Source organism: Streptomyces sp. NPDC021096 (assembly GCF_040641275.1).
Classification (GTDB): Bacteria; Actinomycetota; Actinomycetes; order Streptomycetales; family Streptomycetaceae; genus Streptomyces.
Map to the genome: position 1 here is coordinate 1 of NZ_JBFADG010000007.1, position 24961 is coordinate 24961.

General features: G+C 70.8%; 23 protein-coding genes. 2 read left to right on the top strand and 21 right to left on the bottom strand.

Annotated features, from left to right (window positions below; all coding sequences use genetic code 11):
- From cysS to AB0G59_RS12865, 19 genes are all read right to left on the bottom strand, one after another.
- Window positions 1–1041: cysteine--tRNA ligase (gene cysS, locus AB0G59_RS12775; protein ID WP_360910863.1), on the bottom strand; the 1041-nt coding region annotated here is incomplete at its 3' end.
- Entirely contained in the window at window positions 1038–1991 is a 954-nt protein-coding gene (locus AB0G59_RS12780; protein ID WP_360910865.1) for an LLM class flavin-dependent oxidoreductase, read from the bottom strand. The genes AB0G59_RS12780 and cysS, both read right to left, overlap by 4 nt.
- Window positions 1992–2012: 21 nt before the next feature.
- On the bottom strand, window positions 2013–4802 hold the full coding sequence (lanM, locus tag AB0G59_RS12785) for a type 2 lanthipeptide synthetase LanM (protein ID WP_360910867.1): 2790 nt from the start codon (window positions 4800–4802) through the stop codon (window positions 2013–2015).
- 3 nt (window positions 4803–4805) lie between these two features.
- On the bottom strand, window positions 4806–6989 hold the full coding sequence (locus tag AB0G59_RS12790) for a peptidase domain-containing ABC transporter (protein WP_360910869.1): 2184 nt from the start codon (window positions 6987–6989) through the stop codon (window positions 4806–4808).
- Window positions 6990–6991: 2 nt separating this feature from the next.
- Window positions 6992–9793: a type 2 lanthipeptide synthetase LanM gene (gene lanM, locus AB0G59_RS12795; RefSeq protein ID WP_360910871.1), complete on the bottom strand. Its 2802-nt coding sequence runs from the start codon at window positions 9791–9793 to the stop codon at window positions 6992–6994.
- Between the two features lie 363 nt (window positions 9794–10156).
- Window positions 10157–10315, bottom strand: a complete 159-nt coding sequence (locus tag AB0G59_RS12800) for a class II lanthipeptide, LchA2/BrtA2 family (RefSeq protein ID WP_360910873.1) — start codon at window positions 10313–10315, stop codon at window positions 10157–10159.
- Window positions 10316–10356: 41 nt separating this feature from the next.
- Window positions 10357–10497 (bottom strand): plantaricin C family lantibiotic, encoded by a 141-nt coding sequence (locus AB0G59_RS12805; protein WP_360910875.1) that lies wholly within the window; start codon window positions 10495–10497, stop codon window positions 10357–10359.
- 785 nt (window positions 10498–11282) lie between these two features.
- Window positions 11283–11792: a hypothetical protein gene (locus AB0G59_RS12810; RefSeq protein WP_360910877.1), complete on the bottom strand. Its 510-nt coding sequence runs from the start codon at window positions 11790–11792 to the stop codon at window positions 11283–11285.
- 12 nt (window positions 11793–11804) lie between these two features.
- A complete protein-coding gene (locus tag AB0G59_RS12815) occupies window positions 11805–12815 on the bottom strand; it encodes a Gfo/Idh/MocA family oxidoreductase (protein WP_360910879.1) in 1011 nt (336 codons plus the stop codon).
- Window positions 12812–14179, bottom strand: coding sequence for an NDP-hexose 2,3-dehydratase family protein (locus tag AB0G59_RS12820; RefSeq protein ID WP_360911250.1), 1368 nt, complete (start codon window positions 14177–14179; stop codon window positions 12812–12814). The genes AB0G59_RS12815 and AB0G59_RS12820 overlap by 4 nt, the downstream gene beginning before the upstream one ends.
- Before the next feature lie 116 nt (window positions 14180–14295).
- Window positions 14296–15069 (bottom strand): SDR family oxidoreductase, encoded by a 774-nt coding sequence (locus AB0G59_RS12825; protein ID WP_360910881.1) that lies wholly within the window; start codon window positions 15067–15069, stop codon window positions 14296–14298.
- Window positions 15070–15101: 32 nt separating this feature from the next.
- Complete coding sequence (locus AB0G59_RS12830) at window positions 15102–16388, bottom strand: nucleotide disphospho-sugar-binding domain-containing protein (RefSeq protein ID WP_360910883.1); 1287 nt, start codon at window positions 16386–16388, stop codon at window positions 15102–15104.
- On the bottom strand, window positions 16385–17368 hold the full coding sequence (rfbB, locus tag AB0G59_RS12835) for a dTDP-glucose 4,6-dehydratase (protein ID WP_360910885.1): 984 nt from the start codon (window positions 17366–17368) through the stop codon (window positions 16385–16387). The genes AB0G59_RS12830 and rfbB overlap by 4 nt, the downstream gene beginning before the upstream one ends.
- On the bottom strand, window positions 17365–18432 hold the full coding sequence (locus AB0G59_RS12840) for a glucose-1-phosphate thymidylyltransferase (RefSeq protein WP_360910887.1): 1068 nt from the start codon (window positions 18430–18432) through the stop codon (window positions 17365–17367). Before AB0G59_RS12840 ends, rfbB begins: the two co-directional genes overlap by 4 nt.
- 188 nt (window positions 18433–18620) lie before the next feature.
- Window positions 18621–19346 (bottom strand): nucleotidyl transferase AbiEii/AbiGii toxin family protein, encoded by a 726-nt coding sequence (locus tag AB0G59_RS12845; protein WP_360910889.1) that lies wholly within the window; start codon window positions 19344–19346, stop codon window positions 18621–18623.
- Between the two features lie 26 nt (window positions 19347–19372).
- Window positions 19373–20008, bottom strand: a complete 636-nt coding sequence (locus AB0G59_RS12850; RefSeq protein WP_360910891.1) for a hypothetical protein — start codon at window positions 20006–20008, stop codon at window positions 19373–19375.
- 20 nt (window positions 20009–20028) lie between these two features.
- Window positions 20029–22140, bottom strand: coding sequence for a hypothetical protein (locus AB0G59_RS12855; RefSeq protein ID WP_360910893.1), 2112 nt, complete (start codon window positions 22138–22140; stop codon window positions 20029–20031).
- Window positions 22141–22236: 96 nt separating this feature from the next.
- Entirely contained in the window at window positions 22237–22455 is a 219-nt protein-coding gene (locus tag AB0G59_RS12860) for a hypothetical protein (protein WP_071964216.1), read from the bottom strand.
- A gap of 66 nt (window positions 22456–22521) precedes the next feature.
- Window positions 22522–22737: a hypothetical protein gene (locus AB0G59_RS12865; RefSeq protein ID WP_071964217.1), complete on the bottom strand. Its 216-nt coding sequence runs from the start codon at window positions 22735–22737 to the stop codon at window positions 22522–22524.
- Window positions 22738–22952: 215 nt separating this feature from the next.
- Here AB0G59_RS12865 and AB0G59_RS12870 point away from each other — a divergent pair, with 215 nt between their 5' ends.
- Together AB0G59_RS12870 and AB0G59_RS12875 are read left to right on the top strand one after the other, a co-directional pair.
- The gene (locus AB0G59_RS12870) at window positions 22953–23348 is read left to right on the top strand and encodes a helix-turn-helix transcriptional regulator (RefSeq protein ID WP_360910895.1); all 396 of its coding nucleotides are present in this window, start codon (window positions 22953–22955) and stop codon (window positions 23346–23348) included.
- 154 nt (window positions 23349–23502) lie between these two features.
- Complete coding sequence (locus tag AB0G59_RS12875; RefSeq protein ID WP_071964219.1) at window positions 23503–23769, top strand: hypothetical protein; 267 nt, start codon at window positions 23503–23505, stop codon at window positions 23767–23769.
- 55 nt (window positions 23770–23824) lie between these two features.
- On the opposite strand, the gene AB0G59_RS12880 is transcribed toward AB0G59_RS12875, so the two are convergent.
- Window positions 23825–24295 (bottom strand): rodlin, encoded by a 471-nt coding sequence (locus tag AB0G59_RS12880; protein ID WP_360910898.1) that lies wholly within the window; start codon window positions 24293–24295, stop codon window positions 23825–23827.
- Between the two features lie 209 nt (window positions 24296–24504).
- Window positions 24505–24930 (bottom strand): rodlin, encoded by a 426-nt coding sequence (locus AB0G59_RS12885; protein ID WP_071964220.1) that lies wholly within the window; start codon window positions 24928–24930, stop codon window positions 24505–24507.
- Window positions 24931–24961: the final 31 nt, after the last annotated feature.

The following is a 24961-nucleotide window of genomic DNA, read 5'->3' on the forward strand; positions in this document are numbered from 1 at the left end:
ATCATCATCCATCGCCTCCGCGAACGCCGGCGGCACCTCCACAGCCGGCTCCACCGGCCCGGCCTTCTCCACGACCCGCTGGATGAAACCCTCGACCCGCGCGAACGCCGACTCCGCCTCGCGCAGCGCTTCCTCGCTGTACTCGATCATCGACCGGTAATGCGGGGTACCCAGGTAGTAGCGCAGCACGATCGGCCGCCAGTGCTTGACCATCTCCGAGACCAGCACGGAGTTGCCCAGCGACTTCGACATCTTCTCGCCGCTCATGGTCACCCACGCGTTGTGGGCCCAGTACCGGGCGAAACCGTCACCGAAGGCCTTCGCCTGAGCGATCTCGTTCTCATGGTGCGGGAAGATCAGATCCAGGCCGCCGCCGTGGATGTCGAAGTCCTCCCCCAGGTACTTGTGGGCCATCGCCGAGCACTCCAGGTGCCAGCCCGGCCGCCCACGGCCCCACGGCGTCTCCCACGACGGCTCACCCGGCTTGGCGGCCTTCCACATCGCGAAATCACGGGGGTCACGCTTACCCGTCTCACCCTCACCCGAAGGCTGGAGAAGGTTGTCCAGCTCCTGGTTGGACAGCTCCAGATAACCGGGGAACGAACGCACATCGAAGTAGACGTTGCCGTCCACCGCGTAGGCGTGGCCGCGCTCGATCAGGCCCCGCATCATCTCGATCATCTCCGGCACATGGCCGGTCGCACGCGGCTCCACCGTCGGCCGCAAGCAGCCCAGCGCGTCATAGGCGGCGTTGAACGCGCACTCGTTCTCGTAGCCGATCGACCACCACGGACGGCCCTGATCGACCGACTTCGCGATGATCTTGTCGTCAATGTCGGTCACATTGCGCACGAACGTCACATCGAAGCCACGGTAGGTGAACCAGCGACGCATGATGTCGAAGTTCAGACCCGACCGAATATGCCCGATATGCGGCGCGGCCTGCACGGTCGCGCCACACAGGTAGATCGAGACACAGCCCGGGACGAGCGGGGAGAAGTCGCGGATCTGCCGGGCGCCGGTGTCGTACAGGCGGATCATGACGCGGCGTTCAGGATGTCCAGGAGGTCCTGGGCGGCGGCGCGCGGGCCGAGGGCGTTGGTGACACCGGAGGTGTTCAGCACGACCTCGTCCACACCGAGCGCGCGGTACTCGGCGAGCCGCTCGTGGATCTCCGCGGGCGTCCCGTACAGGAACACCCCGCCGTCGACGAGCTTCCTGGCGTCCTCGGGGCCGCCGTCACCGGCCACCACGATTCCGGCCTTGCGCAACGCGTCCTGATAGTGGGGCGCCTGGATGTGCATGCCGCACGAGGCGGCGGCCAGGGCGGTGACGTCGCGGCCGGGGCCGGACAGGGCGACGGGCACGATGGCCGTGACCTTCACCGGATCCGCCAGCTCACGCTTCGCGCCCCGGATGGCCGGCATCAGGACATCGCCCACGTACGACGCGGAGCCGAGCCAGGTGATGGCCACATCGGCGACCTCACCTGCCAGCGCCGCCATCTTCTCCCGGAGCACGCCCAGACCCACGGACACCGGCATCTGGTGGTAGTCGAACAGCTTGGCCTCGACCGAGAAGTGGGCACCCGAGACATCGGCCTCGTCCCGGTTCACCAGGCTGCGCACGATCTGCACGTACTCCCTGCACGCGCCGATCTGGCTGGCGTAGGGCTTGCCCATGACGGCCGCCTGGAACTCCAGCGCGCCCGGGCCGAATCCGGCGACGACGGGCTGCCCCGTCGCGATCGCGACGGAACGGGCCTCCAGCGCCGCCTGGTACGGGGAGCGCAACGGCATCAGCGACACACCGAATCCCGTGGGGATCCTGATGCCGATGCCCGCGAGCCAGCTCGCCACATGGTGGCTGTCGAGCAGCTGCCCCTGTCCCTGCCACAGCCGTTCGGCACGGGTCCACTTCACCAGGTTGGCGAACGTCACCACTTGCTCGGGCCGGTTGGGGCCGAGCGGGAGAAGAATCGAGTACTGCACCCCGTTATTTCCCTTCAATCGCTACGCGAACGCGACCGGGACGGCGTGCTCGCCGGTCCCCGTGCCGTTCAGGACGGAGTGGAGCAGGAGGTCGGTGTCTCCGACGCCGGCCCAGCCGATCATGTAGCCCACCAGTGCCGTCCGGCCCGCCGAGCCGGTGAAGAAGCCGTTCGCACGGATCCCGGCGAGGACGTTCTCCTGGTGCTCGTGCGCCCGGCGCACCAGGGACGCGTCGCCCAGGGTGCGGCCGGCGCCGATCAGCGACTGGATGACACCGCTGCTGCCGTGGCAGACCGACAGGTCGACCGGGCGGCCGGCGGTGAGCCGGGTCGCCTGGTCGGCCATGGCCTCCAGCCGCGCGCCGGACAGCCACTCCTGCCGGCCGGCCGAGGCGAGGATCTCCGCCGAGGACAGCAGCAGGCCGGCGGCGCCGTTGCACCACCCGACGGCCGGGGTCTGGTCGTCCGAGGCGAGACGGTCGAGGAGCCAGTCCGCCGACTGCCGCACCAGGCCGTCGTCGCCGAGGACCCGTCCGATGCGCGAGCAGGCCCACCGCAGTCCCAGTTCGCCGTGTGCCACGTCGAACCACCGGGCGTCCCTGGGCTTCGCCAGATCGGCGAGGACCATGTCGCGCAGCATCGCGAGCCGCTCCTCGCCGACGCCGGGCGTCGTCACGCCGGCCTCGATGCGGGACAGCAGCGTCATGAGCAGGCCGGCGGGGCCGTTGCCCAGGTCGGTGTCCAGCTCGCCCGCCGCGGAGCGCTCGGCGATCCTGCCGAAGATCTTGTCCATCCACTCCGCGTCCACACCGGCGGGCCGGGTGAGCAGCAGGGAGGAGGCGCCCGAGATCGCGGACTCGGCGATGCCCAGCAGTCCCTTGTCGTACTCCGACACCAGCGAGGTCAGGCCGCGGTCCGCACTGAGGGACCAGGGCCGGATGTCGCTGTCGTGGCGTCCCGCGCGGCCCAGGAAGGCCACGGTGCCGCCGATGTCGTGGAACGAGACGAAGTTGCCCGGGGTGATGGTCGGCGCTTCCCCCATGGGGCCGATGCCGCACACCCAGCCCAGTTCCCGGCCGTCCGGCCCGTCGAAGGGCACACCGACGGCAGCGATCTGGCGGGCGATCTCCGGCCACCACGTTCCCGGGCGGGCGTCGGCGAACGTCTCCTTGAACAGGCTCTGCGACGACAGACCCGCGGGGTTCTCCTCGCCGGACAGCTCGCTGAAGCACTCCTCCAGCAGGAACCGGTGGTAGAGGTCGGGGCGCTCGGAGTTGGAACGCACACCCGCGCGGGCGAAGTCCGACGGCGTCTTCTTGTACACGCCCGGAAGGCTGGTCCGGTGCGTGGCCAGTTCCGTCGAGCCGCTGCGCGACACGAAGTAGGGGATGTCCCCCTTGGCCAGCGACGCGCGCTCCTGGATGCCGACGTATTCGACGCCCTCGGGCGAGAGGTAGTCGGGGAAGTGCTTGAGCAGCGTGAAGATCCGCTCGGCTTCCTCGGGGCGGGTCAGGTAGTCCGGGTGCGTGGCCGCGTCGACGAACCTGTTGTAGACCATCGTCGCCCGCAGGAGGATCCGCACGGGCATGTCCGGGTAGGCGTCGAGGACCTTCAGGACGCCGTCCCCGCGGACGAAGCCGAGACCGTCGAAGTAGCCCCGCAGGATGTCGGCGTAGTGGTCCGTCGCCGACAGCTGTGCCTCGCCCAGGCGCGGCACGTTGTCCTTGTGCGTGTACGTGATGGGCTCACGGCCGACGGAGACGGCGTCGGTGCCGATGTGCTGGATGGCCGTCCGGGTGATGTTCGACTTCTGGTCGCCGGCCACCCCGACCCCGGCCATGAGCACGTCGATGGTCGAGGACCGGTTGATCACCGGAACGAGCATCGTGGAGACCACGGAGAGCTTCGCGTGGTTGATCAGCGTGTGCGGCAGCGTGTCGTTGTCCACGCCGGCGTCGGGCCGCATGACGGTCTCGGTGTCGATCACGCACGGGTGCTCGCCGTGAGCCAGCACGTTCTCGTCGTGGAGGTCGGACGCCCCGATGGAGCCGAGGATCGCGCAGAGGGCACCGAACCGGTAGAAGTACCGGGCCGGCTGGTCCGGCGTCTCCATGGCCATCGGGGTGACGAACTGCTGCCAGCCGTGGGAGCCGATCGTCACGGAGAGCGGAATGCAGCCCCGCAGCGAGTACGTCAGGTGCGCGTCGGCCGCCGTGTAGAGGTCCTGCACGAAGGTGTCGGACGTCAGCGCGCGCGGCTTGAACATCATCCGGGCGCCGCCGGCCAGCCGCACCCCGATGACCTGCCGGTTCTCGTTGTGGAGGTCCGAGCCGGAGATGAAGATCGTCGCGATGAGGTCGTCGTCCCCCGGCGCGCCCAGCAGGCCGGCGGCCTTCAGGGCGGGCCGGTCCGCGGCGTACGCGACGAACAACTCGGCGAAGGCGTCGAGCGAGTTGCGCAGGATCGACTCGAGCCGCTCCTTGAGCACCGGGTACTTCTCGGCGATCCGGTGACAGGAGCCGTCCTGCTCGAGGTGCGGCCGGAACTGCTGCATCGCCCGGTCGCCGTCGGTGGTCATGGGCAGGCCCAGGCCTTCGCGGAAGGCGTGGAACTCGCCGATCATCATCCTGAAGGAATGGGCCTCGACGAGGGAGATGAGGGCTTCCCAGATGTCGAAGAGCACCTCTTCGACACGCTCGGGCCGGGTGACCGGAGCCACGAGCTCGCGCAGTGCGGCGTCGACGGCGCTCCTGGGCACCAGGTGCTCGTAGAAGGGAAAGAAGTCCCGCATGGACACGTTCGGTTCAGTCATCACTCACTCGCCTCCAACAAGGACTTCGGCATCGGCGGTCTTCTCCGCGTACAGCTCCCTGTACAGCGTTCCGCCGTTCAGCAGCTCCGCGTGGGTTCCCTGCTCGGCCACCCGGCCGTTGTCGAGCACGTAGATGCGATCCGCGGATTTGATGGTGGCCAGGCGGTGCGCCATGATCACCTGCGTTGCGCCGATCTCCTGGATGAGCTCGGTGACCCGCCGCTCGTTGATGGTGTCCAGCGACGCGGTCGCCTCGTCCATCACGATGATCCGGGGACGCTGCAGGAGGGCACGCGCGATGGCGAGCCGCTGGCGCTGGCCGCCCGAGAAGTTCGCGCCCATCTCCGACACCAGGGTCTTCAGCCCCATGGGCAGGTCCTCGAGGAAGTCGAGGATGCCCACGCTCGCGCAGAACTCGCGCACTTCCTGCTCGGGGATGTCCTGCCCCAGCGTCAGGTTCTCCAGGATCGTGCGGTTGTGCAGGTGCACTTCCTGGGGGATGTAGCCGATCAGCCGGCGCAGCGAGTCCTTGTCGTACTCGGCGATGTCGTGCCCGCCGAACCGGACGGATCCGACGGTCGGCTCGTAGAGGCCGCAGATGATGCGCCCCAGGGTGCTCTTGCCCGAGCCCGAGGAGCCGACCAGCGCGACCTTCGAGCCGGCCGCGATCTCCAGGGAGACGTCGCGCACGACGAAGTCGCTGTGCTTGGTGTACTGGAAGCTGACGCCCTCCAGCCGGATCGAGGTGTCCGGCACCTCCGTCAGGGCGCCGCCGGACGTCTCGGAGGGCGTGTTGCCGATGTCGTTCAGCCTGGCCATGTACCGCGACGCCTCGGCGAACTCGGTGTAGGTCTGGAACACCGAGGTCGACAGCGCGAAGTAGGTCGCCGAGACCGCCTGGACACCGATCGCCGCGCCCAGGGATATCTGACCGCGGCTGACGAAGTACAGGCTGGCGAGCAGGAGGATGATCGGGCCGAACATCTGGGTCGTGGTGGTCACGCCCGAGATCCGGCCCTGCTGCAGGCGCATGCGGGACTTCATCGCGTCCAGCGACGAGGCGTAGACCTTGTGCCAGCTGTCGAGGAACTCGCGGGCGTAGCCGCCCATCTTGATCGTCGGGATGGAGACGATCGCGTCGAGCTGCGTCGACTGGCTCCGGCTCAGCTGGGCGAGCTCGGCGTCGACGGCTTCCAGCACGCGGACGCGCGTCTTGAGCAGATAGGCCGCGTTCAGCAGGAACAGGAAGATCGCGATGAGGCCCAGTCGCCACTCGATGACGAGCAGGTACACGGTCACGCACGCGAGCGTGCCGACGTCGAGGATTCCCTGCGCCACCCGGGAGGACAGCAGGTCCCTGATGGAGTTCACGGTGTTCAGCCGGAACAGCAGCTCGCCTGGTTGTCGCGTGGTGAAGAACTTGTACGGCAAGGACAGCAGCTTGGTGAAGGTGTGCGTCATCAGGTGTTTGCCGAGGAGCGCCACCAGCGACGACAGCACGAGGACCCTGACGAGGTGCAGCACGAAGTAGCCGGCCGCCACTCCCGTGATCAACATGATCATCAGGAACAGGTCGTCCACGCCCTGCCAGCGCGCGTACCGGTCGACCGCCCACTCGGTCAGCATCGGGATGCCGAGCACCGCGCCGTACCCGCTGAGCGAGAGCAGCCCGACCAGCGCCATCCGCTTGCGCGAGCCTTCGGCGAGGAGCGGAGTGCTGCGCCACTCGGCGAACGGCTTCTGCCGCGTCCGCTCGAAGTCGGGACCGATGTCGGCGGAGATCACGATGCCGCTGAAGCCCTCTTCCAGCTCCTCGCGGCTCAGGCGCCGGCGTCCCACGGCCGGGTCCATGACGACGGCCTTCTCGCCGTCGAACTTCTCCAGGATGACGAAGTGGTAGTCCTCCCAGTACAGGATCGTCGGCGAGGAGAACTTCGCGAGGACGGAGACGTCCTTGACGCGGTACAGCTTGGCTTCCATGCCCCGCGTACGCAGGAACCGGGCCAGCTGGCCGGCGCTCAGACCGTCGCGGCCCGCCTCCATGTCGTCCCGTGCGGTGGAGAACTCCTCCGCACGTCCGTAGTAGCGCAGCAGGGAGACGCAGCAGCACAGGCCGCACTCGGTCTGGGTGACCTGGGTGAGGGTCGGTACGCGGCGCGCCGTGCGACGGCCGGTCGTGGAACTCATCGTCACCGACTCTCGACTGCGAAATTGATCGGGGAGACGCTCATGCCCGGGTCGATGCGGTTGAGCAGGTGCAGGACGATGCCGGAGGTGCCGACCATGACGCTGTTGGTGTGGGCGTAGCGGCTGCGCATGTCGCCGATCTTCCGCTCGAAGATCTCCGGCGTCAGCCACCGCCGCTCGACCTCGGCGATCTCCTCGCGCAGCGCGGCGTCGCCGGTACCGGCGGCGATGCCGGCCAGGACGTCGTGGTTGCCCAGGTCGCCATGGCACCAGGTCAGGTTCCGGCCGAAGCCGAGGCCCAGGGTGTTGCGGACCGCCAGGTCACGCATGCGCACCACGGCCTCGTCGTCGCACAGCGAGCTGTACGCCTGCAGGGCCTGGGCGATGCCGCCGGAGCCGTGGCACCAGCCCGTCGCGAAGTTCCAGGGGGTGGCGGCGTTGGAGAACCAGTTGTCCTCCTTGGGGTCGTAGAACCCCTTCAGCCGCTCCACCAGGCCCGACAGCGTGGCGGCGACGACCTCCTGCTGCTCGGGCGAGACACGGGCGTGCGCGTTGCTCAGCGCGTGGATGAGTCCCGCGACTCCGTGCGCGAACCCGGACTGCTCGAGTACGGGCTGGTGGCCGGTGCCGCTCAGCGCGCCGGTGAGCAGGGAGGTCAGCGCCGCGAGGTGACTGTCGGCGTCCGGACCGCCGATCGACGTGACGCACGACATCACGCCGGCGACGCCGCTGATCACGTCCAGGGGCAGCTCGGCCGGTGACGTGTTGCCGACCTGGCCCAGCACCAGCGGGAGCGCGCCCTGCGCGGCGGTGACCCAGGCGTCCTCCCCGAGCAGCCGGCCCGCCGTGGCCAGGGCGAACAGGATGCCCGCCATACCGGTGTAGCCGCTCCAGCCGGCCTCGTGGATGCTGCGCATCTCGTAGCGCTCGCCCGCGAGGATGTCCGCGGTGGTCGAGAAGATCTGCGCGGCCAGGTCGCGGTACTCGGCGTTGTCCAGCACGCGCCCGGCCGAGGCCAGGGCCAGCGCGGGGCCGACGCGTCCGGTGTACACGTCGTATCCGAGCACTCCCGGCGGCCACGGCCGGTTGGCCTGGGCGGAGGCGAGCGGACCGATCCAGGTCCTCGGCAGGTGCGCGAACTTGTCGGGCAGCGAGGTCGCGACCAGCTTGTCCGAGAGACGGACGACGAGCTCGCTCAGCGAGTCGCCGGAGCGTCCTTCCGACCGCGGGGCCGGCACGGTGGCCGCTGCCTCGTCCTCCGGGCCGCCCGCGGCGCCCAGGTGGTTGTCGGGGAAGCGGGAGGCGAAGGCCGAGTAGAGGAGCATGAGCTGCTCCTCGAGCTCGAACTCGCTCATGTTCGTGGTCTTGGCCACCGCGCGGTCGAGCGGCGACTCGTCGAAGTCCGCGCCCACCGCGACGCCGTCGCCGTCCTGGAGGACGACGCTCGTGCTGGCGACGGTGAAGTAGGGGACGTCACGGGCCGCGAGCTGCTTCAGCTCGGAGCCGATGAGGTCCTGGGAGGAGGTCTTGCTGGCGATCGCGATCCGCTTCAGCAGCGCCACGTAGGTCGAGTAGTCGTCCACGGCACCGGGGCCGGACGTCATCCGCAGCGTCTGCGAGTACAGGGCCGTCGGGTTGTGCACGTAGCGCACACGCACCCCGGAGACCGCCTTGCGCAGCAGCGCGTGCCAGCCGTCCCGGTCGGCCATCACCGCGCGGAAGACCTTCGTGAACCCGGCGGCCATCCGCTCGCCGAGCTGGTGGATCTCTTCCTCGGACAGGGCGTTGACGACCGTCTGCCGCTCCTGCGTGTCCTGCGCCTTGAGCACCACGTGGATGCGGTCGGTGTACGGCTCCTGGAACCGCAGCGACTTGAAGGGCGAGGTGCCCCGGCCGGCATCCCCGAGGAACCCGAGGTCGATGTGGCCGGCGTCCTGGTCCTTGCCGACCATGACCAGCGGCAGGATCCCGATTCCGTAGATCGACTGGCCGATGGTGTCGTAGGCGTTCGCCGGGGCCTCGGGCCGGGCCCCGCGGTGGATCCGCGCGGGGTGGAGGATGGTCTCCAGGTCGATGGGGACCGGGCCGCGGCGGGTGGGGACGATGTTCTCGAAGTGCATGTCCCGCGCGTTCAGCAGGTAGAACACCGCGGCGAGCTCGCCGCTGGCGTGCATGAACTCCTCGGAGATGTCCGAGACGTCCTCGGCCTGGATGAACTCCACATAGCCGTAGTGGTCCCGCTCGAGGACCTTCGCGGCGACCAGGGACATGTCCAGGCTGCTGTTGAGCTCCTGCACGACGGTCTCGTACGCGGCCTCGCAGGACACGTCGCGGGGCTTGTACGCCAGGCGCTTGCCGGAGAGGAACTCGAGCACCGAGACGCTGCGGCCGTGGTTGTGCACGTCGCCTTCGGAGAACCCGCAGGAGACGACCGGGTCGGTCGCCTCGATGCCGAAGGTGGCCTCGATGGCCTCCCGGTCGGCCACCAGCCGGCCGCACAGTTCGACCATGCTCTCGACTTCGAGGCGCAGCACCGTGCGCGTGATGTCGCGCAGGACCGGGAAGGACAGCCCGCTCACGTCCTCGAACGACGTGCGCTTCGACTCCTCGACGAAGTAGGTGTACCGCTCGGCCGGGTCGGCGCCCTTCAACTCGCCCTTCTCACGGGCGTGGTTGATGGCGGCCACCAGCGGCCGGGGGTAGACCTCGCGCAACCGGGACTCGGTCCGCTCGAGCAGCTGCGTCACGATGGCCTGGGGCTCGTGGAACAGTTCCTCGAAGGGAGCGATGGGGTCCGCGTTCACTACGGTCGCGGCGAGGTTTTTGATAATGCTCTGGAAAGGGTATTGCTCCGGCCCGGCAAGCCATGTCTCCACCGTGGCACGCGTGATGTCACGCGCAGTGGAAGGTGCTTGCTCTTTTTCTTCGACCTGGAGCGCAGCGACAATATCTTCATCGAACCGCGCCAGCGGCAGGATCGTTTCTGCGACTTCGGCGCCATCGAACTCAGGGTAGTACTTTTCCGAAGATATCACGGTCGGTCGCTGCTCCATTTTCGCGCTATGTCGTAAAACTGGCCGAAGCCGGGCAGGCGGAATGGAGGCCCAGTGGGCGGACCCCCATTCCGCCTTACCGTGCTACACGTTCACCAAATTAGGCGACGACAATCAGCACTTGCTGGTGCACTTGGTCGTCGGGCAGAACGCGGTGCTGACGACGGCGCTCGCGGCGCACCACGGGCCGGTGCCACCGAAGGCGTCGGCGTCGCTGAGCTCGATGAGCTCGGCCTCGTCGAAGCGGCCGAGAACGTCCTGGTTCATCTCCATGATGTACCTCTTTCCAGTGTTAGTGGGTTTGCTGCTTAGGCTCAGTTGCAGGCGTTGGTGCATTCCTTGGTGACGGTGCACCAGCCACCGTTGTTGCCCAGCTTGTTGCTCAGCGAGAAGGTGTTCGTGGTGCACGCGCCGTACGCGACACCGTCGAAGTCCTGCTCGGCAATCTCTTCCACCAGCGAAACATCGCCCTTGTACACGGGAATACCGCCTTCGTATGGGTGGACCGAATCACTACACACCCACCGAAAGATGCTCCTACTGCAACTCCCGATTTCGGAGTTCAACACCCCCCGGTGGAACGATCATGACTTTATGAGTCCACCTCGGGGCCTACAACCGGCTTTCATGTGGCCCACGTCACATTGAACGGGGAATAGGCCATTCCGAATGATGCCGAGAGCCAATCCGGCCGCTTTTCGGATGCCTGACGCCGCAGCCATCACCAAGGAATGGAACGCTCCGTTCTCGCCAAGGGCGGAGGGTTTCCCGCCCGGAGCGGCAGCGCGCCGCGGGGACGCGGCCGTATCTGACGGTCCGTGACATTACCGCCGGTAGGCGCCAGTTGGCAGCTGCCGCAGGTCAACGTCGGGCGCTGCCGACGACCGTGACCGCCCGCCCCGGCCGCCGGTACGGACGGGTCCGCTCGGACGACGGTCGGGCCATGTCAAGTAGCGGATGGGCCAAGTCCGGTTTCGCTGAGGAGTATTGCGGCCACATTGCGTGTGGCTGGAAATGGACCATCCACAGCCGCATGCAGGCGAAAACCGAGCCCTTCTCGTTCAACTGTAGCTTCCCTGAATATCAGGAGGTGCTCCGAGAAAGCCCGATATGGATCACGAAGGCGGCGTCCGGACCGAGAGCTCCGAAGACGTACCTGTTAAAGATTCCGTACATGACAAAAAAACGGCCCCCTCGGCGAATCCTGAGGGGGCCGGACGGTCCGGGGCGGCGGGGGGCGTCAGGCGGAGGCGCCTCCCCGTGCGCCCGCCAGGGCCAGGTCGCGGGAGAGGTGGGAGCGGCACAGACCGTGCTGCCGCAGGCGGCGGCGGTCGGCGCGGTTGTCGTACATGAGCTGCGTGTGGAAGTAGTTCACGTGCTCCAGCACCGCGAACAGCGCGAAGCCGAGGCCCGGGATCGTGCCGCGCCCGGGGTCGCCGGCCACCGCCCAGACCGTGAACGCCACTCCGGCGAACAGCACCGGGACGTTGAGCACGCGGGCGGCCGCGAAGGCCCTGGCGCCGGGGAGCGGCGCCCGGGGTATCTCCATCTGACGGAGCTTGGCCCCCCAGTACGCGGACCCCTCCAGAAGGAGGAGCGAGAACAGCGCGAAGCCGGCGGCGTTCGCCACGGTCACCGGGAAGCCGAGCTCACCGAACCAGATCACGGCCTGGAGAGGGATGTTGATCAGTTCCAGGAGCGCCAGCGACCGCAACCGCCGCCGGACCCGAGCGCGGGATCGTTGATTCATTCCTGGATCATGTCAGTCGGCGTCCGGGGTGGCCACGGCTTCCGGACGGCCCGGCTCCGCGCCGGCGGCGGCCCGGATCTCCTCCAGCAGCGCCGCCTGTCGCAGCACCGCGGCCGTCTGCCCGTCCGGCACCCCGCCCTCGCGCACGGCACGGGCGAACGCCGCCACCGTGGCCGCCACCTGGTCGTGCGGTCCGCCCGCGGGCAGCTCGCGCACGGCCCCGGCCGTCTCCAGGCGTACGACCGGCCGCGCGTCGGCGGGCGGGGTGAAGGCGCGCTCCACGGTGAGGCGGCCGTGGCTGCCCCACAGTTCGTACACGGAGCGGTAGGCGTGCGCCATGCCGAAGGTCAGCTGGGCCGTGACCCCGCCGGGCGTCGTCAGCAGGGCGGCGCCCGTGGTGTCGACCGTACGGCCGGGGCCGCTGCCGAGGTGGGCGCCGGCGACGCGCAGATCGGTGCCGAGGACGTGCAGGGCCGCGCGCAGGGGATAGACGCCCACGTCGAGGAGGGCGCCGCCGCCCAGCTCGGGGCGGTGGCGGACGTCGCCGTCGGGGCGCTCCGGAATGGTGAAGGCGGCGTGCACGGCGCGCAGTTCGCCGATGGCGCCGTCGGCGACGGCCGCGCGGACCGCCTCGTGCTGGCGGTGGTGGACGAACATCATGTTCTCCATCAGCACCAGGGAGCGCTCGCGGGCGAGGTCCAGCAGCCGCGTGGTGTCCGCGTGGGCGCACGTCAGCGGCTTCTCCGCCAGGACGTGCCGGCCCGAGCGCAGCGCCGCCTCCGCCCACGGGGCGTGCAGGGCGTTCGGCAGCGGCACGTACACCGCGTCGATGCCGTCCATGGCCAGGAGTTCGGCGTAGCCGGTCACCGCCCGGCAGCCGTACGGCCGTGCCGTCGCCTCCGCCGTGGCGGCGTCCCGGCTCGCGACGGCGACGAGGGAGACGTCCGGTGCGGCCGCGAGGGCGGGCAGCAGCCGGCGGCGGGCGATGTCGGCGCAGCCCAGGACGCCCATGCGCAGCGTCATCGGCCCTCGTCCCCCATCGCGCCGAGGCAGGCGAGCAGCGTGCGGGCCTGGACGTTGAGGTAGTGGCCGTGGCGGACGAGGGAGCGCAGCTGGCCCGGGGTGACCCAGCGGTAGCCGGGCGGCGGGTCGAGGGGAGCCTGCGCCGCGTCGGCCTCGACGACGAGGGTGCGGCCGACGGCGTTCAGGAAGCGGCCGCCCTCCTCCGAGTGGACGGCCTCGTACCGCACCTGGCGGGGGTCGGCGTTCAGCACCAGGTCGAGGAAGGGCGGCCGGTCGGCGGGGGCGAGGTGGGCGTAGTTGGCGGGCGTGTACTGGACGGTGGGGCCCAGCTCGACGGTGTCGAGGAAGCCGCCCTCCACGCGCGCGTGCGCGAGGAGATGCAGTACGCCGTGGATCCGGCGGGCCACGAAGGCGGTGACGCCGGGTGCCACCGGTTCGATCAGCGGCTGGGTCCAGCGCGGGACCTCGCGGCTGTCGGCCTCCACGGACACGGCCACGACGCGGAAGTAGCGGCCGTCCTCGCGGGCGATGGTCTCGGGCCCGCGCACCCAGCCGGGCACGCCTGCCAGCGGGATCCGCTCGGCGTGCACGTCGTGCCGGGAGCGTTCGCCGGTGAACCAGGACAGCACCTCGGTGTCGGAGTGCAGGGCGCCGGCCGGGCGGCCGTGGTCCGGCAGGCAGGACAGCACGGTACGGGCGTCCATGTTGACGGTGAGGTCCCGGTGCAGCAGCTCGCCGAGCTGGCCCAGGGTCAGCCAGCAGAAGTCGTCGGCCGGCGGTACGTCGCCGAGGGCCTCGACGATGACGTTGCGGTTGGACTTCCGGTGGAACCAGGACCCGTGCTCCGACTGCAGGACGTCGGCGAGGACCCGGCCCCGCCCGGGCCGGGTGAAGTACTCCAGGTACTTCACGTCCGCGCCCCGGTGGACCTTGGTGTAGTTGCTGCGGGTGGCCTGCACCGTGGGCGAGAGCTGCAGCAGGTTGGGGTTGCCCGGCTCCATCTTGGCCTGCATCAGGAAGTGCAGGACGCCGTCGAACTCCTTGGCCAGGATGCCGAGGATGCCGACCTCGGGCTGTTTGATGATGGGCTGGTGCCACAGCCGGTGCGGCCCGCTGCCGGTGGTGACGCGCAGCCCCTCGACGCTGAAGAAGCGGCCGCTGCGGTGGACGAGGTTGCCGGTGCCGTCCTCGAAGGACCAGCCGTCCAGCGCGGCGAAGGGCACGCGCTCGACGCGGAAGCGGTGCGCGCGCCCGCGCCCGGCGAGCCAGTCGTCGAACTCCGCCGTCCGCAGGTGAGCGCCGTCGGTGGTGGCGGCCGAGAGGGCGAGCCGTGCGGGCAGGCCGGCGTCCTCGCGCTCGCGCAGCGCGGGCGGCGGCCCGGCCGGGGCTGTGCGGGGTGCGGGGGGTGCGGCGGGGACGGTGGGGGCGGGGACGTTCGGCAAGGCGGGCTGCCTCCTCGGTTCGGTACGGGTACGACGGCTCACGCCCGCGCCGGGGCGGCGCGCTCGTCGGGGAGGTCGAGGAAGCCGTCCAGTACGCGGCGGTAGTAGGTGGGCCCGAAGCCCATGCGGGCGGTCTCCGGCACCAGGCCCCGCAGCTTGCGGGTGCAGATGCCGGTGACCACGGGCGGGCCGCCCGCGTCCTGGTGCTCCCTGCGGGCGGCCAGGCCCAGGCGCCGCTCCAGGTGGTCGACGATGGTGTCCACCGGTACGGCCTCCCCGGAGGCGACGTTGACGGTCTGGCCGCGCAGGTCCAGGGTGAGCAGCCGGTCGACGACGGTGACGACGTCGGCGACGGCGATCAGGTCGCGCGTGGCCCCCCGGTGGATGCGGACCGTGCCGTCCCGCAGCTGCCGCACGAGGCCCGGCAGCAGCTGGTGGGGCGGCTGGCCGGGGCCCACGACGTGGCTCAGCCGCAGCACCAGGTGCGCGGCCCCACTGGCGCGCAGCCGCTCCTCCAGGGACAGCTTGTGCACGCCGTAGGGGGTGCAGGGGGTGACAGGCCGGTCCTCGGTGCCCGGGCCGGGCCCGGCGCCGTACATGCCGGTGGAGGCGGTCGAGAAGAACAGCAGCCGCCGTCCGGTGGCCCGGCACCGCTCGGCCACCTCGCCGAGCAGCGCCGCCTCGCGGGCGAACGCCTCCCAGGAGGTGCCGCCCGCCGAGGAGACCCCGGCGGCCAGGACCACCGTGTCCGGGTGCCGGCCGGCCAGCGGCCGCAGGTGCCGGGCGAGGAATCCGTTTCCCACAATGTCCATGCCGGGGTTCCCGTCGGGTGAGCGCGGCGGTGTCAGTTCGCCACGAGCGGGGCGCCCGCGGCGAGCTCCTCGAGAGCGGTGACCAGCGCGACGGGGTCGGGCTGGGCCTCCATCTCGCGGCGCAGGCGCTGCGCGGCCTTGCGGTGGCCGTCGTCGCCCAGCAGGCGCGTGACGGCCGAGCGGACATCGTCGGCGTCCGCGGTGGCGTTGTGCAGGGCCATTGCGGCACCGGCGCCGGCGACGCGTTCGGACATCAGCTCCTGGTCCCAGCCGTTGGGCAGGATCAGCTGCGGAATGCCGGCGGCGAGCCCGGTCATGGTGCAGCCGGCGCCGCCGTGGTGGACGACGAGGTCGCACTCGGGCAGCAGCAGGTGCAGCGGCGCGTTCTCCAGGGCCGTCATGTGCGCGGGCAGTTCGCCGACGCGCCGCCGGTCGCCGGCGGTGAGGGTGAGGACGACGTCGACGTCGAGCTCCGCCAGCGCCTCGACGACCTTGGGCACGGCGAAGGACACGGGCCCGAACGTCTCGGTGGCCGAGGTGCTCCACACCACCCCGACCCGGGGCCGCGCCGCGCCCTGTCGGGGCTCCGGCCGCCAGGGCGGCATGGCGCCGGACCCGTTGTACGGCACGTGGCGCACCGGGTGGCGGCGGACGGGCACGGGTACCGCCAGCGCCTCCGGGCAGGGGTCGATCATGTGCTCGTAGGTGTCGGGCGACAGCGGGGCCAGGCCGTGGCGGGCGAAGGCCTGGCTGAAGTCGACGGGCAGGAAGGGCCTGGCCCCTCCCACCTCTTCCCCGTCGTGCGGCCCGACCGGTCCCCACAGGTGCAGCAGGGCGGGGACGTCCAGCACCTTCCCGATCAGCGGGCCTTCCACGCTCATCAGGTCGTGCACGACCAGCTGCGGCCGCCACCAGCGGGCGAACTCCACCGCCGCGTCGCTGCCGCGCATCGAGATCTCGGCCAGGCGCGGCCAGTTCTGCTGGTACCAGCCCATGGCGTCGAAGGCGTCGGCCGACTCCAGCGGGAGGCCGGTCTCCGGGTGCGGGGGCGGCTCGGCGAAGCGCCACTGGCCGCGCTGGGCCTGCACGCAGTTCACCGCGCGCAGCATGACCTCCTCGCGCTCGGCCTCCAGGACGGGCACGGGCGTCAGCCCGGCGCGGGCGACCGCGTCCGACTGGGCCGGTGCGCAGACCACCCGGACCTCGTGGCCGCGGGCGCGCAGCGCCCAGCCGAGCGGGACCATCGACGACCAGTTGCCGGGCGAGTGGGACACGGTGAACAGCACGCGCATGGCGCCTGCGGGGACTGCCGGGCTCATGACCGGCCCTCCTTCGGGTATTTGGCGGACTTCCACCAGTCGGGGTTGTCGCGGTACCAGCCGACAGTGGCTGCCAGGCCCTCCTCGAAGGGGATCCGCGGTGCGTAGCCGAGCTCGTCGTGGAGCTTGCGGCCGTCGAGGGCGTAGCGCAGGTCGTGGCCCTTGCGGTCGGCGACCTTGCGCACCATGCGGGCGTCGGCGCCGCACAGCTCCAGCAGTCGTTCGGTGACGGCGGCGTTGGTGAGCTCGGTGCCGCCGCCGACGTTGTAGATCTCGCCGGCCCGGCCCCGGCCGAGGACGAGGTGGACGGCCGCGCAGTGGTCGTCGACGTGCGTCCACTCGCGCCGGTTGGAGCCGTCGCCGTACAGCGGTACCGGCTGTCCTTCGAGGAGGTTGGTGACGAACAGCGGTATCAGCTTCTCGGGGTGCTGGTACGGGCCGTAGTTGTTGGAGCACCGGGTCACGGAGACGTCCATGCCGTGGGTGCGGTGGGCGGCCAGCGCGATGAGGTCGGACGCCGCCTTGGACGCGGCGTAGGGGGAGTTGGGCGCGAGCGGCCACTCCTCGGTCCAGGCGCCCTCGTCGATGGAGCCGTAGACCTCGTCGGTGGAGACGTGCACGAAGCGTTCGACGCCGCTGTGCCGGCAGGCGTCGAGGAGGACCTGGGTGCCGTAGGCGTTGGTGCGGACGAAGTCGGGGGCGGCCTCGAGGGCGCGGTCGACGTGCGACTCGGCGGCGAAGTGCACGACGGCGTCGTGGCCGGGCAGCAGGTCGAGCAGGAGCGGCAGGTCGCAGATGTCGCCGCGGACGAAGTCCAGGCGCGGGTCGCGGTCGGGGAGGCTGGCGCGGTGCCCGGCGTAGGTGAGCTTGTCGAGGACGGTGACCCGTACCCCTCCGGTCACGGCCAGGCTGCCCTCCAGCAGGGCGCGGACGTACCGGGAGCCGATGAAGCCGGCGCCTCCGGTGACCAGCAGCCTCATGCCGCCACCTCTATCCGGGTGTGGTCGCCCACGACCAGCCGGTGGTGGGGTGTGCCGAGGGCGGCCGCGCCGACGTCGGCGGAGCGGCCGATGAGCGAGCCGCGCACGCCGCGGACGCCGCACACGGAGGCGCCGTCCAGGACGATGGAGTCGGCGATGTCCGTGGCGCGCAGCACGCAGTCCCCGCCGATCGCGGTGTGGGGTCCGACGTGGCTGTCCTCGACGAGGGTGCCGGCGCCGATGACGGCGGGCCCCTCGATGCGCGAGCGCACCACGCGCGCGCCGGCCTCGATCACCACGGCTCCGGTGATCTCGCTGTCCGCGTCGGCCTCTCCGGCCATCGAGGGCCGCAGGTCGCGCAGCAGCTCGCGGTTGCAGGCGAGGACGTCCTCGATGCGGCCGGTGTCCATCCAGTAGCCGGTGTACTCGACGGCGCGGACGTCGTCGCCGCGCTCGACCATCCACTGCACGGCGTCGGTGATCTCCAGCTCGCCGCGGGTGCTGGGCCCGATGGCGGCGACGGCCTCGTGGACGGCGGGCGTGAAGAAGTACACGCCGACCATGGCCAGGTCGCTGACCGGGCGGTCGGGCTTCTCCTCCAGCCGCAGCACCGTGCCGTCCTCGGCGACCTCGGCGACGCCGCAGGCGGAGGGGTCGGGCACCTTGTGGACGACCACCTGGGCGGCGGGGCGGGTGGCCCGGAAGCGCTCGGCGAGGTCCTCGACGCCGCCGGGGAGCATGTTGTCGCCGAGGTACATCACGAAGTCGTCGTCGCCGAGGAAGTCGCGGGCCAGCCGCACGCAGTGGGCCAGGCCCAGCGGTTCGTCCTGCGTCAGATAGGTCAGGCGCAGCCCGAGGGCCGAACCGTCGCCCAGCGCCGCGGAGATGGCCTCCAGCCGGTTCCCGACGACCACGCCGACCTCGGTGACGCCCAGGTCCGCGATGTTGGCCAGCACATGCTCGAGAACGGGCTTGTTGGCGATCGGGATGAGCTGCTTGGGCATCGAGTGGCTGAATGGTCGCAGGCGGGTGCCGTTCCCACCGGAGAGCACGAGAGCCTTCATGGCAATTCCTTACGGAGCTCGGACGCTGATGCGGGTCGTGCTTGCGGGCGGGTCCGGAGGCCCCCGGGCCACCGGGAGATAAGTGCACGCGCCACACGCCTAGTCTCGGCGAGCTCCACGAGGGATTCCCCTAGCACAAGGGGCGTACGAATAGCGGAAGATCACACGCGCGAGCGTGTCGCGATCGGCTAGCGGTCCTCGCCGCCCGTGCTCTGCGGGCCGTCCTCGCCGTCTTCGTACGGCGCTTCCTCGATCAGCCGCTCACCGATGTCGTCCGCCCAGGCCTGCGCCCAGCGCCGCAGCTCGGCCGTACGGCCGGCGTCCAGCCCGTACGCGGCGAACTCGCGGTCGTCGATCCAGTCGGTGCCTTCGAGCCGCGCCCGCAGGTCGGCCAGGTCGAAGGTGTCCCGGGCGTGCCGGCGGCCGAACTCCTCCAGCTCGGCGCACGACCAGCGGCCGGCGGCGGCGTGCACGTCGACGAGGTCGCGGGCCAGGCCGCGGTCGGCCAGGGCCCGGGTCTTGGTGCCGGCCACGTCCTCGGCGGCCAGGGCGGGCCCGTACGCGGTGGGGACGGGCGGGCGCCACATCGTCTCCTTCAGGAGGTGCACCTCGCACTCCCGCTCCGTCTGCGGGTCGGTGACCGTGAAGCGGGCGGAGAGCGGGTCGGTGTGGGCGTGCCGCACCCGCAGGCCGCGTGCCTCGAGCCCGGTGCGGACGGCGGACGCGATGTCCGCCATCGGCACCGGGCTGTCGGTGGCGAGGGCCAGGCCCCGCACGGGCCGGTCCACCAGATGGTGCGCCCGTACGGCGACCCCGCCGGTGACCACGAGCGGATAGGACGCGCCGAGGTCCACCAGCTCGGCGAGCAGCCGCCGCTGGAGCCCGGAGAGCTGCGTGCCGCGGTCCGCTTCCATGGTCGTGATTATGGCGGGGGCCCGGGTCAGCGGCCCGGCCAGCCGTCCAGATGGCGGTGCACCGTGACCGCCGGCCGGGTGGTGGCCGCGGTGGTGGAGGTGGGCTTGGCGAGGAGGGCGGTGACCTCGGCGGCGAGGGCGTCGGCCTTCCGCTTGAGCTCGGCGGCGGGGACGCGGGAGCCGCCGAGGGCGTCCAGCCTGCGGTGGATGCCGGCCAGTTCGCGCTCTGCGGCCGGGGTGAGCCGGCTGGCCCTGGGCGTGGAGACGACGAACTGGTAGGCGCCGGCGAGGGTCTGGCAGCCGGTGCAGTGGTCGTTGACGGCGCGGCCGTTGTTGATGGCGTTCAGGCGCACGTTCTGGCCCGAGAGGGTGACGATCTGGAAGGACAGCGCCACCGAGCGGCAGGCGTCGTCGGCGGTGCAGCCGGAGGAGGTGGCGTTCGCGCGGTTGCTGACGCGGGCGGCGGTGACCGTGCCGAGCTGGTGGACGGTGAAGCTGTCGCGGTACTGCGTGTGGTGGCGGTGGTTGGCGGTGGTGCGGACGCTGTCCATGGTGACGGTCACGCCTCCGGCGGCCTGGGCGGGCCCGCCGGTGACGGCCGTGGCCACGCCGGCGGCCAGCAGGCCCAGCCGCAGGAAGTGCCGGGAGTAAGGGCTTTGCACGGTCTGCTCCTTGGGTGTTCTCACGGTGACGGTGTCGGGGACGCGGCCGGGGCCGTCGGAGCCGGGGCGGTGGACTCCGGGGGCGGGGTGGTCGCGGGGGCGGGGGCCGGGGCGGTCGTCGCGGGCGCCGCCGTCGGGGGTGCGGTCGTGGCGGCGGGCGCGGGCGCGGGGACGGGCGCCGGTGCGGGCTTGGGCGGGGCGGCGGGCGGCAGCGCCGGCGGGAGGGCGGGCGGCAGCGTGGGCGGCAGGACCACGGGCACCGGGGCGGCGGAGGGCTTGGCCTGCGGTGCGTGCTCGCCGGGCGGTGCGGCGACGGGTACGAGCGGGGGCACGCTCGCCGGCGTGGGCAGGCCGGGAGCGGCCGGCGGGGTGCGCCAGGGCAGCGGCGAGACGGGCGGCGCCGCGCCGTCGGGGCTCCAGGTCCCCGGCGTCCGGGCCTCGGCCGGGTCGCGGCCGGGCAGCGGCGGGTGGCTGGGTGCCGGGGGCACGGTCGGCACGTGGGGCTGCAGGATCGGGGCGATCGGCGGCTTGGGCGGCAGCGGCTTGGGCGTGACCCCGCTGGTCCAGGCGTAGGCCAGGGTGGTGGCGACGGCCGCGACGCCCAGGACGAGCCCGATGCGCAGGCGGGGCCGGTCGGCGGTGGCGCGCAGGGCGTTGCGGCCCAGTCGCCCGGAGAGCCGGATGGACAGGTAGGTCATGCCGCCCAGCGGGACGATCAGCATGAGGCTGCCGAGCACGCCGGCCAGCCCGGCGGGGATCTCGCCGGACGCGAACGCCTCGTAGGTTCCGGTCAGTTGTCCGGTGAGCGAGCGCACCCCGGTGGCGACGAGGCGGGGCAGGTTCCACAGCGCGTAGCAGAGCTCGCCGAGCAGCAGCGGGACCATGGTCAGCACCCAGGTGGTGACGATGACGCGGGTCTTGCGCTTGAGGTCGGCGACGGCCGGGTCGGGCTTCCGCCAGGGGACCATGCTGAGCAGGATCGGTTTGATCTTGCCGTAGAGGTCCGGCACTCCGGCGAGGTCGCCGAGGATGAAGTAGCCGTCGAGGCGGACGGCCGGCATCAGCTGCTCCAGCACCTCGAAGTGGCCGAGGTAGACGGCGCAGAGCAGGAAGGGCTGCCCGGTGACGAAGTAGGCGCCGGTGAGCAGCAGCATGAAGACGACGTTGAAGTAGACCCCGCCGAGGTCGGTGCGGATGCGTCCGGCGCGCCCGAGCCGGTAGACGTCGGTGACGTCGGTGTACATGGACGGCCAGATCAGGAAGATCCCGCAGCCGATGCAGCCGGGTTGGGCGCCGTCGTATCTGCAGGCCGAGGCGTGCCCGAACTCGTGGAAGACGAGGGAGGCGACGGTCAGCCCGAAGACGGCGAGCAGCAGCAGGGGCTGGTCGAGGACGTTCAGTACGGGCGTCATCGCGCCGTGGAAGGCGAACAGCCATACGTCCATGGAGACGGCCAGCAGCAGGACGACCACCACGACGGGCGGGCGGTGCAGCCAGGCCAGGGCGCGGGCGATGACCGCCACCCGTCGCTCGTTGAAGACGACCTTGTGGCCCTTGAGGGCGAGCAGCAGGTCCGAGCGGGGGCCGGAGACCTCGTCGCTCTCCTGGCCCTGCGGCACGGTGATGCCGAGCGGTTCGAGTTTGTTCTCCACGAGGTAGGCGACGTTGTCGGCGCTGACCTCGCGGCCGAACCCGGCGCTGACCTCGCGGGCGACGGCCCGCATGTCACGGACGCCGTCGATGGCGGAGGCGACCAGGTGGAGCAGCCGGGAGAGCTGGACCACCTGGCCGTCGCCGCGGCGGGCGATGTACTTGGGCTCGTTGAACCCCGAGCCCTGGTACTCGCCGTGCAGGCGCAGCCCGGCGCCGAGCCTCGGTACGAGGGCTCCCGCTTCGGACTGCGGCTGCGGTTCGGGCTGCCGTGCCACCGGCAGCCGCAGGGTCCCGGCGGCCGTCCCCTCCTGCCCGTACTCCTCCGCGACGGTGTACGGGAAGCCGCCGGGTCCGGGCACCGGGGCGCCGGCGTCCCCTGTCCGGACGTCGGGTGCCACGGTGTCCCGGTCGATGGTCGCGGTCTCGTCGATGCTGCGATGGCGGCTGCGGCCGGCCTCGTGGTCTCCGACCACCGTCATCTGGTTCCTCCCCCTCGACGAAACCGCTGTTCCCCCCCTCGGCCGGGCGGACCGCGCCTTCCCCTGGACGCGGTCCGCCGAGTGCGTGGGCCGGGTCTACTGCTTGATGGAGATGACCTGGGCCGCCTCGGACTGCGCGACCGCGAAGGGCGAGCTCTCGTTGACGGCCAGGGACTCGTTGTGCGCGTGGACGTTGGCCACGTGCTTGGTGACGTTCGTGGTGCGGGAGAAGCTGAACTTCAGCTTCCCGAGCGCCTCACGGCCGGGCAGCAGCTCGGCGGACTCGGCGTCGAGCTCACGCGGGTTCATGCTCATGGCTGGGCCTTTCTGATCGGGTCTGCGCTGGTCGGCGTGGTGGTGCGGCTTCGGTGCCGCGGCCGGCTACTGCTGGATGGCGATGGTCTGGCCGGCCGCGGACTGCGCGAGGGCGTCCGGCGAGCAGACGTTGAGCGCCGACGAGGTGTTGTGCGCCGAGACGTCGGCGACGTGCTTGGTGACGTTGGTCGTCCGGCTGAAGCTGAACTTCAGCTTTCCGAGCGCCTCACGGCCGGGCAGCAGCTCAGCGGACTCGGCCTCGAGCTCATGCACATCGAGCATGGTCGTCCCCCTCCGGGAATGGTGGTGCGAATGAAAGCGCTCGGGCACGGGCAGGACCCCCCAGCCCGCGTCCGATGCTGTCGGACGAGCTGTCCAACGAGATTGGACAGTAGTGGCGTCCGTCGGCACCGCGCAAGCGGTTCCGGTGGACACCCCCCGTAGAATCGGTTCACCCGAGCGGAACCGAGCCAGCCGAGAGCAGGAAGCGACCGTCAGTGGCCAACGCACTGCAGCAGATCATGAGACAGCGTCTGGACCGCCAGGGCTGGTCCTACGGTGACGTCGCTCGCAGGGGCGGCATCCCCCGTTCGACCGTGCACCACCTGGCCACCACCGACCGTCTGGTGCGCATGCCGCAGCCGGCCACGCTCGAAGGACTGTCCCGCGGGCTCGAACTGCCCCTGGACACCGTGCGCCGGGCCGCCGCCGAGGCCTGCGGCATCCACCTCTACCCGACGGCCGAGGACGCACCGGGCACCCCGCCGGACCCCGAGGTCGACCTGCTGATCGCGAGTGTCCAGCGCCTGTCCTCCGACGACCGCCGGCACGTGGCGGCGCTCGTCGAATCACTGCTGGAGCGGGCACCGAAGGAACACCCCGAAGAGGGCTGAACCAGCCGCTCCGGCACGGCCGTCGGGTACCGGACGCAGCTCCGGGCCCGGCCGGTTCCACGGAACAGTTGAATCCGGCGAATATTCCCGTCCGGCCGAGGATCATGCCCCTTCCCGGCTATCGTCTCGATCTGCCCGAGGCCAGGGGGAATGAGTGCTCGTTGTCAGTGGTGGCTCGACGTCCAACGCCGTCGTCAGGGGACGCACCGGGGAATCGGTGGTCCTGCTCTCCGGGGACCTGCCCGACGTGCTCACCGACCGGAGCGTCGCCGAACTCCTCGATCTGGCGGCCGCCGTGCTGACCGACGACGAAATGGGCATGTTCCGCGACTGCCTGCGGGCGCTGCGCCGTGGCGAACGGCTGGGCCGGCGGCGGGTCGAGGCCGGCGGCGCCGTGCTCACCGTCTACTACGAGACCTGAGAGCCGCCCCCCGGGATCGCCGGGGGGCGGCTCTCGTGTGCGGGGCGCGCCCCGGTCAGTGGGGGCCGTGGCCTCCGTGGCCGTGGCCTCCGTGCTCGCGGCCGCCGAAGAGGCCGCCGCCCTCGTTGCCGGATCCGTTGCCGGACAGGATCACGAGGTCGTCCAGGATGTGCGACAGCGGGTCGTCGCCGTCGTTGATCACGGAGTTCTCGGTGCACTGCTGCTGCTGCTGCGAGGACAGGATCGGGATGTCCTGGAGGTTGATGGGCACCGCTCCGGCGAGACCCTGGAGACCGATCTTGCCGATGGCGATGCAGGGCTTGTTGAACGAGCCGTTGATCAGGCCCATCTGCGGGCTCATATAGCCGCTGGTGTAGGTGTTGCCGTAACTCTGCATGGCGCCGTTCGCATTGGCGACGTCCTGGCTGTCACCCCCGTGCGGGCCGCCGTACGCCAGGGCGGGAGCAGCGGTGCCGCCGACCGCGGAAACCGCCAGCACGGCCGTGGCCACAACCTTCTTGATCACGTTTTTCCTCAGCTCCGGTCGACGAATTCACAAGAACTACCTGCATAACTGGGAACGTGTGCGAAGGTTATCGGCCTTCATTCTTTCGGCCCAGGACGGCGAAATGATGAGAGCAGGAATCCACCCGTCCCGGAACAGGGGAAATCCCCCGGCAGCGGGTCCCGCACACCCGCCGCAGGGGGATTTCCTGGCACGCTCGGTCCGGCCGGTCAGTGACCGTGGCCCTGACCCGGGAAGAGGCCGCCCTCGTTGCCGGAGCCGTTGCCCGACAGGATCGGGATCTCGTCGAGGATGTGCGACAGCGGGTCGTCGCCGTCGTTGATCGTGGAGTTGTCGGTGCACTGCTGCTGCTGCTGCGAGGTGAGGATCGGGATGTCCTGGAGGTTGATGGGCACCGCTCCGACGAGACCCTGCGCGTTGATCTTCCCGATGCCGAGGCACGGCTTGTTCAGCGTGCCCTGGATCAGGCTCATCTGGGGGCTTTCCTTGCCACCGGTGTGGGTGTTGCCGTAACCGGTCTTCGCGCCGTTGGCGTTGAAGACATCCTGGTCGTTTCCGATGGCCATCGCGGGCGAGGCGACGGCGCCGACCGCGGAAGCGGACAGGGCGGCCGTGGCGAGAACCTTCTTGAGCACGTCTATGCCTTTCGATCGAGTAGCGCCCCCA

What these genes read in the sequence shown, in the direction of transcription:
- AB0G59_RS12800 (WP_360910873.1), bottom strand. Translation starts at nt 10,315, where the DNA reads ATGGAGATGAACCAGGACGTTCTCGGCCGCTTCGACGAGGCCGAGCTC.
- AB0G59_RS12790 (WP_360910869.1), bottom strand. Translation starts at nt 6,989, where the DNA reads ATGAGTTCCACGACCGGCCGTCGCACGGCGCGCCGCGTACCGACCCTC.
- AB0G59_RS12825 (WP_360910881.1), bottom strand. Translation starts at nt 15,069, where the DNA reads ATGGACATTGTGGGAAACGGATTCCTCGCCCGGCACCTGCGGCCGCTG.
- AB0G59_RS12860 (WP_071964216.1), bottom strand. Translation starts at nt 22,455, where the DNA reads ATGAGCATGAACCCGCGTGAGCTCGACGCCGAGTCCGCCGAGCTGCTG.
- AB0G59_RS12855 (WP_360910893.1), bottom strand. Translation starts at nt 22,140, where the DNA reads ATGACGGTGGTCGGAGACCACGAGGCCGGCCGCAGCCGCCATCGCAGC.
- lanM (WP_360910867.1), bottom strand. Translation starts at nt 4,802, where the DNA reads ATGACTGAACCGAACGTGTCCATGCGGGACTTCTTTCCCTTCTACGAG.
- AB0G59_RS12840 (WP_360910887.1), bottom strand. Translation starts at nt 18,432, where the DNA reads ATGAAGGCTCTCGTGCTCTCCGGTGGGAACGGCACCCGCCTGCGACCA.
- AB0G59_RS12845 (WP_360910889.1), bottom strand. Translation starts at nt 19,346, where the DNA reads ATGGAAGCGGACCGCGGCACGCAGCTCTCCGGGCTCCAGCGGCGGCTG.
- AB0G59_RS12810 (WP_360910877.1), bottom strand. Translation starts at nt 11,792, where the DNA reads ATGAATCAACGATCCCGCGCTCGGGTCCGGCGGCGGTTGCGGTCGCTG.
- AB0G59_RS12865 (WP_071964217.1), bottom strand. Translation starts at nt 22,737, where the DNA reads ATGCTCGATGTGCATGAGCTCGAGGCCGAGTCCGCTGAGCTGCTGCCC.
- AB0G59_RS12830 (WP_360910883.1), bottom strand. Translation starts at nt 16,388, where the DNA reads ATGAGCCCGGCAGTCCCCGCAGGCGCCATGCGCGTGCTGTTCACCGTG.
- rfbB (WP_360910885.1), bottom strand. Translation starts at nt 17,368, where the DNA reads ATGAGGCTGCTGGTCACCGGAGGCGCCGGCTTCATCGGCTCCCGGTAC.
- AB0G59_RS12815 (WP_360910879.1), bottom strand. Translation starts at nt 12,815, where the DNA reads ATGACGCTGCGCATGGGCGTCCTGGGCTGCGCCGACATCGCCCGCCGC.